Annotated in this window: 15 protein-coding genes; 9 read left to right on the forward strand and 6 right to left on the reverse strand. The window is 69.4% G+C overall.

All coding sequences use genetic code 11. From position 1 onward, the window contains the following. Window positions 1–1,777, reverse strand: a 1,777-nt coding sequence (locus KBW98_RS21200) for an ATP-binding protein (protein WP_211522157.1), incomplete at its 3' end; no start/stop codon positions are given. Continuing rightward, window positions 1,774–2,946: a pyridoxal phosphate-dependent aminotransferase gene (locus KBW98_RS21205; protein ID WP_211522158.1), complete on the reverse strand. Its 1,173-nt coding sequence runs from the start codon at window positions 2,944–2,946 to the stop codon at window positions 1,774–1,776. The genes KBW98_RS21200 and KBW98_RS21205, both read right to left, overlap by 4 nt. Before the next feature lie 187 nt (window positions 2,947–3,133). Here KBW98_RS21205 and KBW98_RS21210 point away from each other — a divergent pair, with 187 nt between their 5' ends. From KBW98_RS21210 to KBW98_RS21245, 8 genes are all read left to right on the forward strand, one after another. Further along, window positions 3,134–5,512 (forward strand): bifunctional salicylyl-CoA 5-hydroxylase/oxidoreductase, encoded by a 2,379-nt coding sequence (locus tag KBW98_RS21210; RefSeq protein ID WP_211522159.1) that lies wholly within the window; start codon window positions 3,134–3,136, stop codon window positions 5,510–5,512. A gap of 34 nt (window positions 5,513–5,546) precedes the next feature. Further along, on the forward strand, window positions 5,547–6,401 hold the full coding sequence (locus tag KBW98_RS21215) for an enoyl-CoA hydratase family protein (RefSeq protein ID WP_211522160.1): 855 nt from the start codon (window positions 5,547–5,549) through the stop codon (window positions 6,399–6,401). Continuing rightward, window positions 6,401–7,588, forward strand: a complete 1,188-nt coding sequence (locus KBW98_RS21220) for an acyl-CoA dehydrogenase family protein (RefSeq protein ID WP_211522161.1) — start codon at window positions 6,401–6,403, stop codon at window positions 7,586–7,588. The genes KBW98_RS21215 and KBW98_RS21220 overlap by 1 nt, the downstream gene beginning before the upstream one ends. After that, window positions 7,588–7,980: a RidA family protein gene (locus KBW98_RS21225; protein ID WP_211522171.1), complete on the forward strand. Its 393-nt coding sequence runs from the start codon at window positions 7,588–7,590 to the stop codon at window positions 7,978–7,980. Before KBW98_RS21220 ends, KBW98_RS21225 begins: the two co-directional genes overlap by 1 nt. A gap of 74 nt (window positions 7,981–8,054) precedes the next feature. Next, window positions 8,055–8,696: a uridine kinase gene (gene udk, locus KBW98_RS21230; protein WP_211522162.1), complete on the forward strand. Its 642-nt coding sequence runs from the start codon at window positions 8,055–8,057 to the stop codon at window positions 8,694–8,696. A gap of 97 nt (window positions 8,697–8,793) precedes the next feature. After that, window positions 8,794–10,395 (forward strand): S10 family peptidase, encoded by a 1,602-nt coding sequence (locus KBW98_RS21235; RefSeq protein WP_211522163.1) that lies wholly within the window; start codon window positions 8,794–8,796, stop codon window positions 10,393–10,395. 5 nt (window positions 10,396–10,400) lie between these two features. After that, complete coding sequence (locus KBW98_RS21240) at window positions 10,401–10,745, forward strand: EF-hand domain-containing protein (RefSeq protein WP_211522164.1); 345 nt, start codon at window positions 10,401–10,403, stop codon at window positions 10,743–10,745. A gap of 55 nt (window positions 10,746–10,800) precedes the next feature. After that, window positions 10,801–11,175: a hypothetical protein gene (locus KBW98_RS21245; RefSeq protein ID WP_211522165.1), complete on the forward strand. Its 375-nt coding sequence runs from the start codon at window positions 10,801–10,803 to the stop codon at window positions 11,173–11,175. Here the strand turns inward: KBW98_RS21245 and KBW98_RS21250 are convergent. After that, window positions 11,162–13,396, reverse strand: coding sequence for a molybdopterin cofactor-binding domain-containing protein (locus KBW98_RS21250; RefSeq protein ID WP_211522166.1), 2,235 nt, complete (start codon window positions 13,394–13,396; stop codon window positions 11,162–11,164). The two genes, KBW98_RS21245 and KBW98_RS21250, sit on opposite strands and share 14 nt — an antisense overlap. After that, window positions 13,393–13,872 (reverse strand): (2Fe-2S)-binding protein, encoded by a 480-nt coding sequence (locus KBW98_RS21255; protein ID WP_211522167.1) that lies wholly within the window; start codon window positions 13,870–13,872, stop codon window positions 13,393–13,395. The genes KBW98_RS21250 and KBW98_RS21255 overlap by 4 nt, the downstream gene beginning before the upstream one ends. A gap of 174 nt (window positions 13,873–14,046) precedes the next feature. Between KBW98_RS21255 and KBW98_RS21260 the strand changes: the two genes are divergently transcribed. Next, window positions 14,047–16,065: a diguanylate cyclase domain-containing protein gene (locus KBW98_RS21260; protein WP_373888984.1), complete on the forward strand. Its 2,019-nt coding sequence runs from the start codon at window positions 14,047–14,049 to the stop codon at window positions 16,063–16,065. Between the two features lie 237 nt (window positions 16,066–16,302). Here the strand turns inward: KBW98_RS21260 and KBW98_RS21265 are convergent, their stop codons facing one another. Both KBW98_RS21265 and KBW98_RS21270 read right to left on the reverse strand, forming a co-directional pair. Continuing rightward, entirely contained in the window at window positions 16,303–17,637 is a 1,335-nt protein-coding gene (locus KBW98_RS21265; protein WP_211522169.1) for an erythromycin esterase family protein, read from the reverse strand. Between the two features lie 4 nt (window positions 17,638–17,641). After that, the coding region (locus KBW98_RS21270; protein ID WP_211522170.1) for an SRPBCC family protein at window positions 17,642–18,475 on the reverse strand (834 nt) is incomplete at its 5' end.

An 18,475-nucleotide genomic window follows, 5' to 3' on the forward strand; every position in this document is an offset into this window, starting at 1 on the left:
AGGTGCTGCCCTTGCCCAGGCCCGCGCTGTCCGCGCCCACGCTGCCGCCATGCAGCTCGACCAGGCTTTTGGCGAGCGCCAGGCCCAGTCCCAGCCCGCCCTGGGAGCGGTCGGGCGTGCGCTCGGCCTGGGTAAACAGGTCGAATACGCGCGCCACCAGGCCCGGCTCCATGCCGATGCCGTCGTCAGTCACGCTGAGCACGTAGTCGGCGCCGCTCTCCTTGAGCTGGAGGGTGATGTGGCCGCCTTCGGGCGTGTACTTGGTGGCGTTGCCGAGCAGGTTGGCGACCACCTGCACCAGGCGCTTGTGGTCGCCCTTGACGTTGGCGGGGCCGTCCGGCAGTTCCAGGATCACCTTGTGGCGGCGCGCCGTGATCAGGGGGCGGATCTGTTCAGCCGCGTCGTCGACCACGTTGCGCAGGTCCAGCACCTGCGTCGAGAGCGAGACCAGGCCGCGCGTGACGCGCGAAACGTCCAGCAGGTCGTCGACCAGGCTGGTCATGTGCTCGACCTGGCGCGCGATGATGGCGCAGGTCTGGGTGATCTGGGCATTGTCGGAGTGCAGCAGCTTGAGCAGGTGGGCGCCGGTGCTGATCGGCGCCAGCGGATTGCGCAGCTCATGGGCCAGCATCGCCAGGAATTCGTCCTTGCGCTGGTCGGCGGCGCGCAGCTCGCGCTCGGCCAGGCTGCGGGCCGACTCCTTCTTTTGCAGCGTCTCGGCCATTTCGTCCAGCGCCTGCGCCAGGCGTCCGATCTCCTCGCGTCCGTACTCGATGCCGCTGCGCGCATCGAGGTCGCCAGCGGCGATGCGGCGCGCCGTGACCATCAGCTTGCGCACCCGCTGCACGATAAGCTTGTCGCCGGCCAGCCAGGCCGCGAGCATGGCCAGCAGGGTGGTCGCGCCCAGGCCCAGCAGCGACATCAGCTGGGCTTCGCGCGCCACCGCGGTGATGGTGGCGGTCGGCACGCCGATGGTTACCGTGTATTCGGACAGCGAGGGCGGACCGACGCGGGCGAAGGCGTGCAGGCGCTCGACGCCGTCCTCGCCGCGCACCACCACGGCGCGCTGGTGCGGGCCGCGCATCGCCTCGCGCAGGCTTGGGGAGATCTTCTGGCCGAAGTAGCGTTCCGGGTCGGGCCGGCGCGAGATCAGCGAGCCCGAGGAGTCTGCGGTTTCCAGGATCGAGCCCGGCGCCAGGCTGATGTCGTTGACGAAGGTGTCGAGGCCGGCCAGGTCCATGGCCGCGAACACCACCGCCACTACCTGGCCGCGGCGGTCGATCACCGGATAGGTCAGGTTGATGGTGTGCTTGCGGATCACGCGCCCGAACACATAGTCGCCGGCGATGAAGCGGCGTTCCGACACCGCGCGCTTGAAGTGACGGCGGTCGCCCAGGTTCACCGGGTGCAGCATCGGCACCGCGCTGCAGGTGACTTCGCCGTCCATCCGGATCAGGCCGAAGTTGACATAGCCTTCGTTGCGGTCGAGGACGTCCGCCAGCAGCGCGTTGCAGCGCGCCGGACCGCTCATCAGGTCGGGCACGGTGGTCAGGTCGACCAGGATCTGGCGCGCGCGCTCGATCGACTGGGCTTCGTTGGCCGCCGCCAGGCCGGTCAGGCGCTTGAGGTTTTCCTCGGACGCCCGGATCGCCGCCTCGCGTTCGCGCAGGCCGCCCAGCACCGTCACGATCGCGATCGGCGTGATGGCCAGCGCAACCAGCAGCATCAGCCTGCTGCGCAGGCTGTTGAGGCGGAAGCGGCCAAGCACGGAGCTCATCGGCTTCCCGGCCCCGGATGGCGGCCGCCGGCGCGGTCGCCAAAGGCGATGATGCGGTCTACACCCTCGAGCAGGGTGGCCTCGTCGTCCGAGATGTAGCCGAGACGGATGAAGCCGGGCACGCCCAGGGCTTCGCCCGGCATCACCGCCACTTTTTCCTGCTCCAGCAGGGCGTCGGCGAAGGCCAGGGTGTCGCGCGTCAGCGCGCGCACGTCGCCCCACAGGTAGGGGCCCGAGGCCGGCGCCGGCATGTTCATCCAGGGCGCCTCGGCGAAGCGGCGCACGACGGCGTCGCGGCGCGCGCGGTAGTCGCGCATCAGGGCGTGCGGGGTGCCGGTCGCAAATGCGGCCGCGCCGGCAATCTGCGACAGGTAGGGCGCGGCAGCCGTGACCGGTCCCTGCAGGTTCTGCATCGCCTGCACCAGGTTGCCGGGGGCGACGGCGAAGCCCACCCGCCAGCCCATCATGGCGTAGCTCTGCGAGGCCGAGAACAGGGTGACCACGCCGGCCTCGCGCCAGTCGCACAGGCTGGCCAGGCTGACATGGCTACCCTCGAAGATCAGGTGCTCGTAGCTCTCGTCGATGATCACGTGGCCCCCGGTGCGCAGGGACCAGTCGCGCAGGTGCTCGACCTCGGCCCGGGTGTACACCTTGCCGGTGGGATTGTGCGGGTTGTTGATGACCAGGACCTTGACCGGGCCCAGAGCGTCGAGGCTCTCCGGCGTCAGCGTGTCGGGCAGGTCGGCCAGCACGACCTCCAGCCCGAGCAGCTGGGCGGTGGCCAGGTAGGCCGGCCAGTAGGGGCGGAACACGGCCACCCGGTCGCCCGGATCGGTCATCGCGTACAGCGCCTGGTAATAGGCCTGCTTGGCGCCGTTGGTGACGATGATCTCGTCGGCCGTGGCGTCGATGCCGTTTTCCTGGCGCAGCTTGGCCGCCAGCGACGAGCGCACTTCCGGCACCCCGATCACGTCGGCATAGGGCATGGCCCGCTGGTCCTCGACCGCGGCGAGCACGGCGTCCAGCACGGCCGGCGGGGCGGGGAAGTGGGAGATGGCGATCGAAAAGTCGATGACCTGTTCGCCTGCGAGACGCAATGCGTCGGCACGCCCATGCATGGCCGTGGTGGCCAGGGGGCGGGAATGCGCAATCCGGTCAGAGATTTTCATCGGGTCGCCAAGTTTGCGTAGTGAATTGGTTTTGTCTGCACGCGACCGGTGCGGTGCATGGTCATTGCTTGATTGTACTAAATATTTAAACATTGTTCCCGCGCCGGGAAATGGTGCGCGGCATTTGCTTGACACTTAAAGTATCTCCCCATGTAATATACGCGCAACACCAGAACGGGGAGCATGAATGAACATCGTGTGCGTAGGCGGCGGCCCGGCCGGCCTGTACTTCGCCCTCTTGACCAGGAAGCGCCATCCGGAGCATACGGTGGTGGTGGTCGAGCGCAACCGCCCGAGCGACACTTTCGGCTGGGGCGTGGTGTTTTCCGACCAGACCCTGGGCCACCTGGCGCAGGCGGACGAGCCCAGCGCCCGCGACATCCTGCAGTCGTTCAACCACTGGGACGACATCGACGTGCATTTCAAGGGCCGCACCGTCACCTCCGGCGGCCATGGCTTCTGCGGCATCTCGCGCAAGCGCCTGCTCAATATCCTGCAGGAGCGCTGCCGCGCGCTCGGCGTGGAACTGGTGTTCGAGCAGGACGTGTGCGACGAGGCCGAGCTGGCGCGGCGCTACCGGGCCGACCTGGTGGTCGCCTGCGACGGCGTCAACAGCGCCATCCGCCAGCGCCATGCCGATGTGTTCCAGCCCGAGACCGAGCCGCGCCTGTGCCGCTTCGTCTGGCTCGGCACCCGCAAGCGCTTCGACGCCTTCACCTTCGCCTTCGAGGAGACCGAGCACGGCTGGTTCCAGGCCCACGCCTACCAGTACGACGGCGAAACCTCGACCTTCATCGTCGAGACCCTGGAATCGACCTGGCGCGCCGCCGGGCTGGAGTCGATGGAGCAGGCGGACGCGCTGGCCTTCTGCGAGCGCCTGTTCGCGCGCCACCTGGACGGCCACGCCCTGATGGCCAATGCCGCCCACCTGCGCGGCTCGGCGATGTGGATCCGCTTCCCGCGCCTGGCCTGCCGCAACTGGGTGCATCGCCTGGAACTGGACGGGCGCCGCGTACCCCTGGTGCTGATGGGCGACGCCGCCCACACCGCCCACTTCTCGATCGGCTCCGGCACCAAGCTGGCGCTGGAGGATGCGATCGAGCTGGCGCGGGCGCTCGACGGCGGCGACATCGACGCTGCCCTGGCGCGCTACCAGGACCTGCGCATGGTCGAGGTGCTCAAGCTGCAGAGCGCGGCGCGCAATTCGATGGAATGGTTCGAGAACGTGGCGCGCTATACGGCGATGGAGGCCGAGCAGTTCGCCTATTCTCTGCTGACGCGCAGCCAGCGCCTGTCGCACGAGAACCTGCGCCTGCGCGATCCGGACTACGTGGCCGGCTTCGAGCGCTGGTTCGCGCAGCGCGCCGCGCTGCAGGCCGGCGTGCCTGCGCCGGAAGGACCGGTGCCGCCGATGTTCACGCCGTATAGGGTGCGCGGGGTGCTGCTCAAGAACCGGGTGGTGGTCTCGCCCATGGCGCAGTACTCCGCCGAGGACGGCACGGTCGGCGACTACCACCTGGCCCACCTGGGCGCGCGCGCCATGGGCGGCGCGGCCCTGGTGATGGCCGAGATGACCTGCGTCTCGGCCGACGCCCGCATCACGCCGGGCTGCCCCGGCCTGTACACGCCCGAGCACACGGCGGCCTGGAAGCGCATCGTGGATTTCGTGCACGGCGCGACCGACGCCCGCATCGGCGTACAGCTCGGCCACGCGGGCGCCAAGGGCTCGACCCGGGCGGCCTGGGACGGCATCGACTTGCCGCTGGATGAGGGCAACTGGCCGCTGGTGGCCGCCTCCAGCCAGCAGTACATCGAGGGCGTATCGCAGACCGCGCGCGCGGCCACCCCGGACGACCTGGAACGGATCAAGCGGGACTTCGTGCGCGCCACCGAAGCCGCGGCCGAAGCCGGCTTCGACTGGCTGGAGCTGCACTGCGCCCACGGCTACCTGCTGTCCAGCTTCATCTCGCCGCTGACCAACCTGCGCGGCGACGCCTACGGCGGCAGCCTGGAAAACCGCTGCCGCTATCCGCTGGAAGTCTTCGCGGCGGTGCGCGCCGCCTGGCCGCAGGACCGCCCCATCAGCGTGCGCGTCTCGGCCCACGACTGGGTCGAGGGCGGCGTCACGCCGGCGGACGCGGTCGAGATCGCGCGCCTGTTCAAGGAAGCGGGGGCGGACATGATCGACTGCTCCTCGGGCCAGGTCAGCAAGCTGGAAAAACCCGTGTTCGGGCGCATGTTCCAGACCCCGTTCTCGGACCGCATTCGCAACGAGGCGGGCATCCCGACCATCGCGGTGGGCGCCATCTACGAGGCCGACCACGTCAACAGCATCATCGCCGCCGGGCGCGCCGACCTGTGCGCCGTGGCCCGCCCGCACCTGGCCAACCCGGCCTGGACCCTGCTGGAAGCCGCCCGCATCGGCTATACCGGCGCCGCCTGGCCGCGCCAGTACCGGGCCGGCAAGCTGCAGCTGGAACGCAACCTGGAGCGCGAGCGCGCGCTGCAGGCGGCCAGCGCCGGCCTCAGTCCGCAGCAGGTGGCGGCGCGCCTGCTCGAAGGCTGACCCACCCATTCACGACAGATCACAGGAGCCATCCATGCATTATCTTCCGGGCGAGGCGCACCGGCTGCCGGGCAGCCGCGCCAGCTTTGCCGGCCACCAGGCGCAGCACTTCCTGTTCGCGCTCGAGGGCGGCGTCGCCACCATCACCCTCAACCGGCCCGAGCGCAAGAACCCGCTCACCTTCGAGTCCTACGCCGAGCTGCGCGAGCTGTTCCGCGCGCTGGCCTATGCGGACGACGTCAAGGCCGTGGTCATCACCGGCGCGGGCGAGAACTTCTGCTCGGGCGGCGACGTGCACGAGATCATCGGCCCGCTCACCAGGCTGGACATGCCGGGCCTGCTGGCTTTCACGCGCATGACGGGCGACCTGGTGAAGGCCATGCGCGCCTGCCCGCAGCCGGTCGTGGCCGCGGTGGACGGCGTGTGCGCCGGCGCCGGCGCGATCCTGGCGCTGGCCTCGGACCTGCGCTACGCCACCGCGCGCAGCCGCACCGCCTTCCTGTTCACGCGGGTGGGCCTGGCCGGCGCCGACATGGGCGCCTGCGCGCTGCTGCCGCGCGTGATCGGCCAGGGCCGCGCGGCCGAGCTGCTCTACACCGGCCGCTCGATGAGCGGGGAAGAGGGCGAGCGCTGGGGCTTCTACAACCGCCTGTGCGAACCTGATGCGGTGCTGGCGCAGGCCCAGGCGCTGGCCGCGGCCCTGGCCCAGGGGCCGACCTTCGCCCATGGCATGACCAAGAAGATGCTGCAGCAGGAATGGAACATGGGCGTGGACGAGGCCATCGAGGCCGAGGCCCAGGCGCAGGCGATCTGCATGGCCACCAACGACTTCCACCGCGCCTACCACGCTTTCGTGGCCAGGCAGCAGCCCAGCTTCGAGGGGGATTGATGGAACGTCTCGAACACCTTGACTGGCCGTTCTTCGAGCCGCGCCATGGCGCGCTGGCGCGCGAGCTGGATTGCTGGGCCGCGGCCCACCTGGATGCGGCCCACGGCCATGACGTCGACGCCGCCTGCCGCGCCCTGGTCAAGGGCCTGGGCCAGGCCGGCTGGCTGCGCCACGCGGTCGGCGGCACGGCCTACGGCGGCGCGGTCGACAGCATCGACACCCGCGCCATCTGCCTGATCCGTGAAACCCTGGGGCGCCACGCGGGCCTGGCGGATTTCGCTTTCGCCATGCAGGGCCTGGGCAGCGGCGCGATCTCGCTGTTCGGCGCCGAGGAGCAGAAACAGGCCTACCTGCCGCGCGTGGCGGCCGGCGATGCGATCGCGGCCTTCGCGCTGTCCGAACCGCAGGCCGGTTCCGACGTGTCCGCCATGCAGTGCGCCGCGCGCCGCGACGGCGGCGGCTGGGTGCTGGACGGCGAGAAGACCTGGATCTCGAACGGCGGCATCGCCGACTTCTACGTGGTCTTTGCCCGTACCGGCGACGGCGGCGGCGAGGGCGGCCGCGGCGCCAAGGGCATCTCGGCCTTCATCGTCGATGCCGATACGCCGGGCTTGCGGATCGCCGAACGCATCGACGTGATCGCCCCGCATCCGCTGGCGCGCCTGTCCTTCGATGGCTGCCGGGTGCCGGCGGCGCGCCTGCTGGGCGCCGAAGGGCAGGGCTTCAAGATCGCCATGGCGACGCTCGACGTGTTTCGCACCTCGGTGGCCGCCGCGGCGCTGGGCTTCGCGCGGCGCGCCCTGGACGAGGCGCTCGCCCATGCGCAGGCGCGTCCCATGTTCGGCAAGACCCTGGCGGACTTCCAGCTGACCCAGGCCAGGCTGGCGCAGATGGCGACCGACATCGACGCCAGCGCGCTGCTGACTTACCGCGCGGCCTGGATGCGCGACGGCGGCCGCAAGGTGACGAAGGAAGCGGCGATGGCCAAGCTCACCGCCACCGAGTCGGCCCAGCGCGTCATCGACGCCGCCGTCCAGCTGTTCGGCGGCCAGGGCGTGCAGAGCGGCCGCATTGTGGAAAGCCTGTACCGCGAAATCCGCGCCCTGCGCATCTACGAAGGCGCCAGCGAAGTGCAACTCTTGATCATCGCGCGCGAACTGCTCGCCGCCACCAAGGAACAACGATGATGGAAACCCTGCAGCCCGCGGGCTGGCCACGCCCGAAAGGTTATTCGAACGGCATCGCGGCCAGCGGCCGCCAGGTGTTTGTCAGCGGCATGATCGGCTGGGACGCCGAGGGACGCTTCCAGACCGACGACTTCGTGGGCCAGGCGCGCCAGGCGCTGGAAAACATCGTGGCGGTGCTGCGCGAGGCCGGCGCCGGCCCGGAACACATCGTGCGCATGACCTGGTACGTGGTGGACAAGCGCGAGTACCTGGATGCCGGGGCCGCCCTCGGGGCGGCCTACCGCGACACCATCGGGCGCCATTACCCCGCCATGAGCGCGGTGCAGGTGAGCGCGCTGATGGAAGACCGGGCGCGGGTCGAGATCGAGGCGACCGCGGTGATTCCCGGCTAGACCGGGATCGATTGCCGAGCGGCATGTCGGACCGGCCCCTGTCGGTTCGGCCGCCGCTCCGGTATCATTCGGGGATGAATCAGATTTCCTTTTCCCCGTTTGTCATTGGCGTCGCTGGCGGAAGCGGCAGTGGCAAGTCAACGGTGACCCAGCAGGTGCTGGCGTCGTTCGGCGCCGACATGGTCTCGGTCGTGATGCAGGACGACTACTACTGCGACCAGTCCCACCTCACCCCCGAAGTCCGCCGCAAGCAGAATTACGACCATCCCCAGGCCTTCGACTGGCCGCTGCTGGTGCAGCACGTGCGCGCCCTGCGCAATGGCGAAGCGATCGAGATGCCGGAATACGACTTCACGATCGACAACCGCTCGAACAAGACCATCCCGGTCAAGCCGGCCCCGGTGATCGTGATCGAAGGCCTGTTCGCCCTGTATGACGCCGACCTGCGCAAGATGATGTCGCTGAAGATCTTCGTCGACACCGCCCCCGACGTCCGCTTCATCCGCCGCCTGCAGCGCGATATCGCCGAGCGCGGCCGTTCGCTGGAGAGCATCGTCGGCCAGTACCTGGAGACGGTGCGGCCGATGCACAAGCAATTCATCGAACCGACCAAGCGCCACGCCGACGTGATCCTGCCCCACGGCGCGAATGGCCCGGCGGTCGATGTGATCACGACCAAGGTGGCAAGCGTCATCGGCCAGTTGAAGCGTCCCTGATCCGGCAGTCTCCCCGCGATCCTCCTGATTACTGTTGAGTTCTGCCGCAGTCGGTGCATAATCGGGCCATACCCGCCCGATTTCCACGAGGACGATCATGGCTACTCGCAGTCCCGCCCGACGGCCGCACCTGGCCAGCCTGCTGCTCGCATCCGCCCTGGCCGCCGCCCTGGCGGCCTGCGGCGGCGGTGGCGACAGCCCGCCGCCACAGGCGGTGGCGCCGGTCCCGCCACCGCCGCCCCCTGTCTCCGCGCTGCCGGGCAGCTACGCCGACCCGGTGCTGTATTCGGGCGCGGCCACGGCCTCGCTGGCGGGCGCCGAGGAGCGCGCCGCCACGGTCCAGACCCGCATCACCCTCGACGGACGTCCGCTCGACTACAGCGCCACCACGGGCCACCTGACGGCCACCGACCTGCAAACAGGGCGGCCGGCAGCCTCCTTCTTCTATGTCGCCTATACCGCCGGCACACTGCCGGCGGCGCAGCGGCCGCTGACCTTCTTCTACAACGGCGGGCCGGGTTCGGCCTCGCTCTGGCTGCACCTGGGCGCCTTCGGCCCGCGCCGGCTGGCCACCACCTTCCCGTCCACCGAGCCGCCCGCCACGCCGGTACAGATGGTCGACAACCAGGAAACCCTGCTCGACCATTCCGACCTGGTCTTCGTCGACGCCGTCGGCACCGGCTATTCGCAGGCGGTGGCGCCGTACACCAACGCCCAGTTCTGGGGCGTCGACCAGGATGCGGCGGCCTTCCGCGACTTCGTGCGCCGCTATCTCGCCGCCAACAACCGGCAGGCGTCGCCGGTCTACCTGTTCGGCGAATCCTACGGCGCGCCGCGCACGGCGGTGCTGGCCAACCTGCTCGAGAGCGCGGGGGTGCGCGTGACCGGCGTCATGCTGCAGTCGGCCGCCATGGACTACAACAGCAATTGCGGGGTGTTCAATCCGGGCCAGGCCAGCTGCGAAGGCTATATCCCGAGCTATGTGGCGGTCTCGGCCTACCACCAGAACGGCAGCCTGCCGACCGACTTCTCATCGGTGCTGCAACGCGCGCGCGAGTTCGCCGCGGGCAGCTACCGCAGCGAGGTCGGCGCCTTCCTGGCCAGCGGCGCGCCGCCCAGCGAGGCCACGCTGGCGCGGCTGGCCGCCGACACCGGCTTGCCGGTGCAGACCTGGCGCCAGGATTTTTCGATGACGCCGGGCGCCTACCGCGCGCGCCTGCTGCCGGGGCAGGCGATCGGGCGCTACGACGCCCGGGTGAAGGCGCCCACCGGCAGTGCGCTGGTGGCCGGGGGCGACCCCTCGATCAACCTGGTGGGCGGCGTGTTCAACAACACCATCCGCACTTACCTGGAGACCGAACTGCGCTATACCGCGCTCACGTCCTACCTGGGCTCCAACAATGTGCTCAACCAATGGAACTTCAGCCACGACGGCAAGGCGCTGCCGGACACGATCCCCGACCTGGCCGCGGCCCTGACGCTCAATCCAGGCTTGAAGGTACTCGCCATGAGCGGCTATCATGAACTGGCGACGCCGTTCTACCAGACCGAGCTCGACCTGGCGCGGCTGGGACCGAATGCCGGCATCCAGATTCGCAACTACGACAGCGGGCACATGAGCTACCTCGACGACCGCGTGCGCCGCCTCCAGAAGGCGGACCTGCGCGCCTTCTACAACAGCGTATCGGTGGCACAATGAAAATCATGACCCTATTCGTTCTGCTCGCAGGCGCGGCTGGCGCCCAGGCCCAGACCGGCGTCGATGGCCAGGTGCCGCCGGCGCTGCGCAACCGTTCCGCCGCACCGCCGCCGGCGGCGGGCACGGCGCTGCGCGCCCAGGCGCTGGACAAGCTGGAGGCGCAATTCCGGGCCGCCGACCGGGACGGCAACGGCAGCCTGACGCCGGACGAGGCCAAGGGCTTCGGCTTTGTCGCCAGGCATTTCGACGAGATCGACGCCGGGCGCCGCGGCGCCGTCGGCTTCGACGACCTGCGCGCCTATCTGGCGCGGGCGAAAGCCGGGCAGGAGGCGAACCGCCGTCCGGAATGAGCGCCGGGGCGCCGGCGTTTCTGCTACGGTGGTGCCATCGACAGAAGGAGCCGCCATGAACAACCAGATCCTCCGCGTGATCGACGACATCGCGGACGCCGAACGTGCGCGCCAGGCGCTGCTCGACGCCGGATTCGAGCGCGACAGCATCGAGATCAGCCATACCGGCGACGAGGCCGGCCCGTCGGAAGCCAACTTCACCGTCGGCGATTCGCCTGCGGTGAAGGGCGGCACCGACTACAAGGACGTATACACCCCGGGGCTGGAAATCGGCAAGTGCGTCATCACCGTCACGGCCGAGGACCCGGCGCGCCTCGAGCAGGCAACCGGCATCCTCGAACAGCACGGCGCCAGGGACACTGATCCGGCGCACGCGGCGGCGCGCCGGAACGAGGGAAACCAGGACGGAAGCGGCCTCAGGTCCAGCTGAGGTCGGTCTTCGAGAGCGGCAGCTCGCGCACGCGCTTGCCGGTCGCCGCGAAGATCGCATTGCACACCGCCGGCGCCAGCGGCGGCAGGGCCGGTTCGCCCAGGCCGGTGACCGGATAGTCCGACTTGACGAAATGCACTTCGATCTTGGCGGGCGCGTCCGGCATGCGCAGCAGCCCGTAGTCGTGGAAATTGCTTTGCACGATGCGGCCCGCTTCGATGTTCAGCTCGGGGAACATCAGGGTCGACAGGCCGTCGATCACCGAACCCTCGACCTGGTTCTCGGCGCCCGACAGGTTGACGATCTGGGCGCCGATGTCGGTCGCCACCACCACCCGGTCCACCTTCAGCTTGCCGTCGCGCGAGACCGTGACCTCGGCCACCTGGGCCACATAGCCGCGGTGGCTGAAATGGAAGGCGATGCCCTGGCCCTGGCCGCGGGGGAACTTTTTCTTGCCCCAGCCGGCCTTGTCGGCCGCCGTCATCAGGACCGCCTTCATGCGTTCCACGCTGTAGGGCTGGCCGCGCTCGCCGGTGCCCGGGACTACGCTCTTGTCGCCAAGCAGTTCCAGACGGAATTCAAGTGGATCGCGTCCGCCCGCATGAGCCAGTTCGTCGATGAAGCTGTGGAAGACCCAGGCGAACACGCAGCTGCCCGGCGCGCGCCACGGACCCATCGGTACGCGGCACTCCAGGGCGGTCTGCTCGAGCTGGACGTTGGGCAGCCAGCGGCCGGGGAACTCGTCGCCCGACAGGTTGCCGCCGCTGCCCGGCTGCAGCACGCTCTGGCCCTCGCGCTCGACGCGGTTGGCGAAGGTCACGAAATGGTTGTGCCAGGCCACGGCCTTGCCCTGGGCGTCGACACCGCCGCGCAGGAAGTGGAAGCCGCCTGGGCGGAAGTGGTCGTGCTGCAGGTCGTCCTCGCGGGTCCAGGTCAGCTTGACCGGCGCCTTGACCTTCAGCGCGATGGCGGTCGCCTCGACAATGAAGTCCGAGCTCAGGCGGCGGCCGAAACCGCCGCCGCTGCGGATGATGTGCAGGGTGATCTTTTCTTTCGGGATATTGAATAGGCTGCTCACCAAGGCCTGGCCGGCGCCCGGGTTCTGGGTCGGCGCCCACAGTTCCAGCGCGCCGTCGTCCTTGATCCAGGCGGTGCAGTTCTGCGGCTCCATGCTGGCGTGCGAGATGAAGGGGTAGCTGTAGGCCGCCTCGACCGTCCTGGCCGCGCCCTTGAGCGCCGCCGCCACGTCGCCGTCCTTGCGCATCGTGCTGGCGCCCGGCCTGGCGCTGGCGGCCTTGGCCTGGGCCGTGAAATCTGCCCAGCTGTGGCCGGCGCCGGGACCTTCGTCCCATTCCACTTCCAGGGCGCGCCGCGCGCGCATCGCGTTCCAGGTCGAGGTGGCGACGATCGCCACGCCCGGGCGCAGGTTGTTCAGGGTGCCGGCGCCCTCGACGATGAAGGCGTCCTTGACGCCCGGCATGGCCTTGATCGCATTCAGGTTGGCGCGCACGGCCTTGCCGCCGAACACCGGGCATTTGGCGTAGACCGCGTACAGCATGCCGGGCACCTGGACGTCGATCCCGAACAGGGGCTTGCCGCTGACGATGGCCGCATTGTCGACGCCGCCGATGCGCTTGCCCAGCAGCTTGAAACTGGCGGGGTCCTTCAGCACCACCGCCTCGGCTGCCGGCACCGCCAGCTTCGATGCGGCCCCGGCCAGGGCGCCGTAGCCCAGGCGGCGCTTCGACGGGCCGTGGACCACGAATCCGCCCCCCGTCGTGCACTCGGCGGCCGGGACCTTCCAGGCCTGGCTCGCGGCCTGGACCAGCATGGCGCGCGCGGTGGCGCCCAGGCGGCGGAAGTCGTTGTAGTTGGTCGGGGTCGAGGTCGAACCGCCCGCGCCCTGGCTGCCGAAGGCCGGATTCAGGTCGCCTTGCACGATGCGCACATCCTTCCAGTCGACGTCGAGCTCCTCGGCGAGCACCATCGGCAAGGAAGTCTTGATGCCCTGGCCGATCTCCGGCTGCTTGGAGACCAGGGTCACGCGGCCGTCGCGCGCGATGCGAATGAAGGCATTGGGCACGAAGTCTGCGCCTGCCGCGCCGGCCGCGCCGGTAGCGGCGGCCAGCACGCCCTCGGCCGACATGCCGAGCAGGAAGGCGCCGCCGATGGCGCCGCTGCGCAGGAAACCGCGGCGCGAGGAAGACAGCGGGGCGCTCATGCCTTGCCCTTTCCGGTGGAGGCGATCTCGGCCGCGCGGTGGATGCCGGCGCGGATGCGGGTATAGGTGGCGCAGCGGCACAGGTTACCCGCCATGGCCGCGTCGATCTGGGCGTCGCTCGGCTTCGGGTGCTGCTTGAGCAGGGCGCAGGCGCTCATGATCTGGCCCGCCTGGCAGTAGCCGCACTGCGGCACGTCCAGCTCCTGCCAGGCCAGCTGCAGCGGGTGGCTGGCCTTGGCGTCCAGGCCTTCGATGGTGGTGATCTTCTGCTTGCCGACGCTGGACACCGGCGTCAGGCAGGAACGCGCCGGCACGCCGTCGAGGTGGACGGTGCAGGCGCCGCACTGGCCGAGTCCGCACCCGTACTTGGTGCCTACCAGGCCCAGGGTGTCGCGCAATGCCCACAGCAGGGGCGTCTCCGGCTCGACCTCGACCGCCTGGGCCTTGCCGTTGATGTGCAAGGTGTATTTACTCATGGGGTCCCTCGTGGCAAACAGATCAATCCACCATCCTAGCGGAAATCCCGGCGGCTCGACAGTGGCGAAAGCTGCACACGAAAGGCACAATTCGGTCGCGCGACCTAATTATGTGTAATACTTGGTTGTCGATCAGCCAACAAAGCTCATCTCATGCATAAGCCTGGCTCACGCGTGTCGTCACCGAACCTCAAGTTCCGCCTGGCCTGCGTGGCCGCGGCGCTGGTATTCGTCACGACCTTGCTGGTGACGCTGTCGACCCTGTCGGTGGCCGAGCGCGGCATGAAGGAAGTGATCGGCAACCAGCAGTTCACCATGCTCACCGGCGCCGTGTCGTTCATGGACGACCGCATCGGCGACCGCTTGCGCCAGGTGGAGGCGGTGGCGGCCAATGTTCCTGCCGCCGCGCTGTCCGACAACATGCTGATGCAGCAATACCTGGATGTGCAGGCCCGGATGTGGGGCAACGACTACCTGAACTTCCTGACCCTGGCGCGCTCGGGCGAAATGGTGGTCACCTTGCGCGAGTTCCCCGTCGGCCGCCACCTGAACGCCGCCGGCGTCGACTACTTCGAGCGGGTCATGCGCACCCGCGCCAGCGTGATTTCCGAACCCTTGCGCAGCCGCCTGTCGGACAAGAACGTGGTCATCTTCGCGGCGCCGATCCGCAACCCCGCCGGCGAGGTGGAGCAGGTGCTGGTGGCGAGCGTCGACCTGCAGGGCTCGGGCTTCCTGCGCCAGATCGGCGCCCTCAGGCCGGGCAAGACCGGCTACCTGTTCCTCATGAGCGCGCAAGGCATCCTGATCGACCATCCGGACAAGGACCGCGTCATGCAGCCGGTCTTCGCCAAGCCCGGCAACAACAACGGCACCGAGCGCGCCCTGAAGGGCTACGAAGGCTGGCTGGAGGCGACCAGCAAGGACGGGCGCGAATCCATCTACGCCTACAAGCGGCTCCGTTCGACCGGCTGGATCCTGGCGGCGCGCTATCCGACCGACGAGGCCTTCGCGCCGCTGGCCGAGATGCGCCGCAACGCCTTCTTCGGCGCCCTCGGGCTGGCCCTGGCATCCGGCATGCTGGCCTGGGTGCTGGTGTTCCGCCTGCTGGGCCCGCTCGAGGCGCTGCGCGACCGAGTCTGGTCCATCCGCCATGACGCCACCGACATCGCCGTGCTGCGCGACGGCCGCAAGGACGAGATCGGCGAGCTGGGCCGCGCCTTCTACGAACTGATGGCCGAGCGCGAGAAGGCGGAGGGCGAGCGCAGCGCCACCGAGAAGCGGCTGCGCCTGATCGCGGACAACCTGCCGGTGCTGATCGCCTACCTGGACCGCGAGCGGCGTTTTCAGTTTGGTAACGCTACCTTCGAGAAATGGTTCGGCGTGCGGCCCGAGGAACTGGTGGGCATGCGCCTGTCGGACCTGATGGGGCGCGAAGCCTACGGCCAGGTGCGCGACATCCTCGACGAAGCCTATGCGGGGCGCAGCGTCACCGGCGAAGTCGAACTGCAGGCGCAGGGCGCGCCGCGCTTCCTGCAAGGAACCTTCATTCCCGATATCCAGCCCGACGGCACGGTGGCCGGCGTGTATGCGCTCAAGCACGACGTGACACACACCAAGGAAGTCGAGGCCCAGCTGGTGCAGCTGACCCGCGTCGACACCCTGACCGGGATCGCCAACCGGCGGATGTTCACCGAAACCCTGCAGCATGCGCTCGACCGCGCGCGGCGCAGCGGCAAGCGGCTGGCCCTGGCCTACCTCGACGTCGACCACTTCAAGCGCATCAACGACAGCTATGGGCACGGCGTGGGCGACGAGGTGCTGAAGGAATTCGCGCGCCGCCTGACGGCGGGCGTGCGCAACACCGACACCCCGGCGCGCCTGTCGGGCGACGAATTCGTGGTGATCCTGGAAGAGATTTCCACGCGCGCCGAGGCGGAGCGCATCGGCGCCAAGATCGTGGCCTCGATGCGGGTGCCGATCGAGACCAGCAAGGGGCCGATCCAGGCATCGAGCAGCGTGGGGATCGCGCTGTCGCAGCCGAACCAGGGGCAGGAAGAGCTGCTGGCGGCGGCGGATACCGCGCTGTACATGGCCAAGGGGAAGGGACGCGACGGCTACGCGGTATTCGACGAGGACATGTCACCAAAGGAGGTCCGGCCGGCGTCGCCAGGGCTGGCGGCGCCGGGGGAGTGAGCGGAAGAGTGGAGAGGGCAGCCGAATGCGCGTAGCGTTGGCCAGGGCGCGCAGCCGGCTTCGCCGCCGACGCGGTCAACCCATGGGTGAACAGCACAGGCGGCGCCCGTTGAGCGCGTCGGCAGCAGAGCCGCCAACCCTACGCCCCCGAAGCGGATCATCATCCGTTCGAACGCGTCGACGGTCGAAGCCGGCTGCGCGCCCCGGCCAAGCCGACGCACAAGCTGCGGCTCGCTCTTATAGTCCCTGCGGATAGGTCTCCGGCGGTTCGCTCGAATGCCAGCCGCTGGTCGGATCGAGCGGCACCACCGCCGTGGTCCGGTCGAAGTGGATCACGGCGTCGAACTGGCGCGGCAGCTGGGCCATGAAATAATGGCTCTGGCGCTCGGTACGCGGCAGGTAGAGCACGCCGATGGCCCGTTCCAGGCGCCCCTCCATCAAGGCGTCGCGCGCCGGACCGGGATCGCGCAGCGGCACATAGAAGTCGCCCAGCCCGGTGCTGTGCAGCAGGTGCTCGTAGCTGCCGGCCAGTCCTGGCCGCACGTGCTTGTGCTCGGCCGGCCCGTCCCATTCCGAGGCGGCCGTCACCCGTCCCTCGTAGGTCGAGAAACCGATCAGGCAGGTATCCTGGCCGTAGGCCTTGCGCGCCAGCTCGCCCACGTTCCATTCGCCCATGCGCCCGATCTCGGTGGCGCGAGCGTCGCCGATGTGGGAATTGTGCTCCCACACGACGATGCGCGCCGGCTTGCCGTCGCGCGAAAGGTGGCGCGCGAGTGCGTCCAGGGTCTCGGCCATATGACTATCGCGCAGGTTCCAGGACGAGACCCGGCCGCGGAACATGGTGCGGTAGTACTCCTCGGCGTTCTTCACCAGGCGTGCGTTCTGCTGGGCGCAGAAATAGGCGTCCTCGGCGTCGATGCCGTCGCCCTGCATGTAGTCGAAGCCGCGCTGCTGCAGGTCGTGCAGGGCCGCCATGACGCCTTGTTCGCAGGATTCGCTCATGCCGAAGCTGGCCGCGTAGCCGTATTGCTGGCTGTCGCGGTCGTAGTGGTCGAAGCAGGCGTAGCGGCGGCGCGCCTCGCGCGCGGCCGCCGGGTCGACCCGGTCGAGGTAGCCGAGCACCTCGTGGATCGAGGTGTACAGGCTGTACAGGTCGAGCCCGTAGAAGCCGGCCCCGGTGCCGGCCGATGCGTTATGCCCGTGCAGCCACTCGACGAACTCGAGCACGGCGGTGTTGCGCCACATCCAGGCCGGGAAGCGCTCGAAGCCCGACAGGGCGGTGCGCGCGTCCGGGTCTTGGCCCTGGCCGCGCACGTAGCGGTTGACCCGGTAGGCGTCCGGCCAGTCGGCTTCCACCGCCACGGCGGTGAAGCCCTTCTCCTCGATCAGGCGGCGCGTGATGCGCGCCCGCTCGGCGTAGAACTCGTGGGTGCCGTGGGTGGCTTCGCCCAGGAGCACGAAGCGGGCGTTGCCCACCAGGTCGAGCAGGGCGTCGTAGTCGCCCGCGGCGCCCGTGACCGCCACGGCCTGCGAGCGGATCGCATCCAGGGTGGCGTCGGTGATAGTGGCCATGGTGTCAATGCAGCGTTCGGTCGCTGGCGGGCGTGTGGTGGGCCGTGTACGGCGTCACGCCGCGCTCGATGAAGGACTTCATGCGCGCCAGGTCCTCGCCCATCCGGCGTTCCGGGTCCTCGCCGAGCATGCGCGCCAGTCCGTGGCCGAAGGCGCCGCCCGGCGGCGTGTACGCCATGCGCACCGTGACCCGGGTGCCGCCGCGCACCGGCTCGAAGCTCACCGCGCCTTCCTGTTCGATCTCGGAGCCGGGTTCGCTGCGCCAGGCCATGTGGTCGGGACGGGCTTGTTCCGTCATGACGGCGTTCCAGGAATATTCGCTGCCGCCCGGGCCCTTGACCACCCAGTGCGAACGGCGGTGGCCCAGGTCGCGCACTTCGCTCACGTGCGACATGAAGCGCGGGAAGTTGTCGTAGTTCGACCAGGCGTCGTAGACCTCTTCGGGCGCGGCGTCGATCTCGATCGCTCTCTCGACCTCGATGCGCCCTCCGAGGCTGCGGCCGCGCACCATGCCGGCCAGGCGCGCGCCGCCGCCGCTCTTGACCAGGAGGGCCAGCGCGCCCAGGCCGAGCAGGACGCCCAGCGGCGAACGGCGCGCCAGGCCGGTCAGGCCCAGCACCCCGCCGCCCAGCAGGGCGGAGTTGGTGATGGCCGGGCTGCGGTGGTCGAAAGCGTTCACCAGTTCGTCGAGCCAGCCGCGCGCCTGGGCGGCGGCGTCGCGCACGCGCGAACGGGTATGCTCCGCCGCCGCGTCCATGCGGCCGCGCGCTTCCCAGGTGTTGCGTTCGATGTCATGGCGCAGTGCGCGCGCCTCGTCGCGGCCGCGCTCGCGTGCTGC

Origin of the sequence: Massilia sp. ST3 (assembly GCF_018119405.1) — a bacterium.
In the GTDB taxonomy this organism is placed as follows: domain Bacteria; phylum Pseudomonadota; class Gammaproteobacteria; order Burkholderiales; family Burkholderiaceae_D; genus Telluria.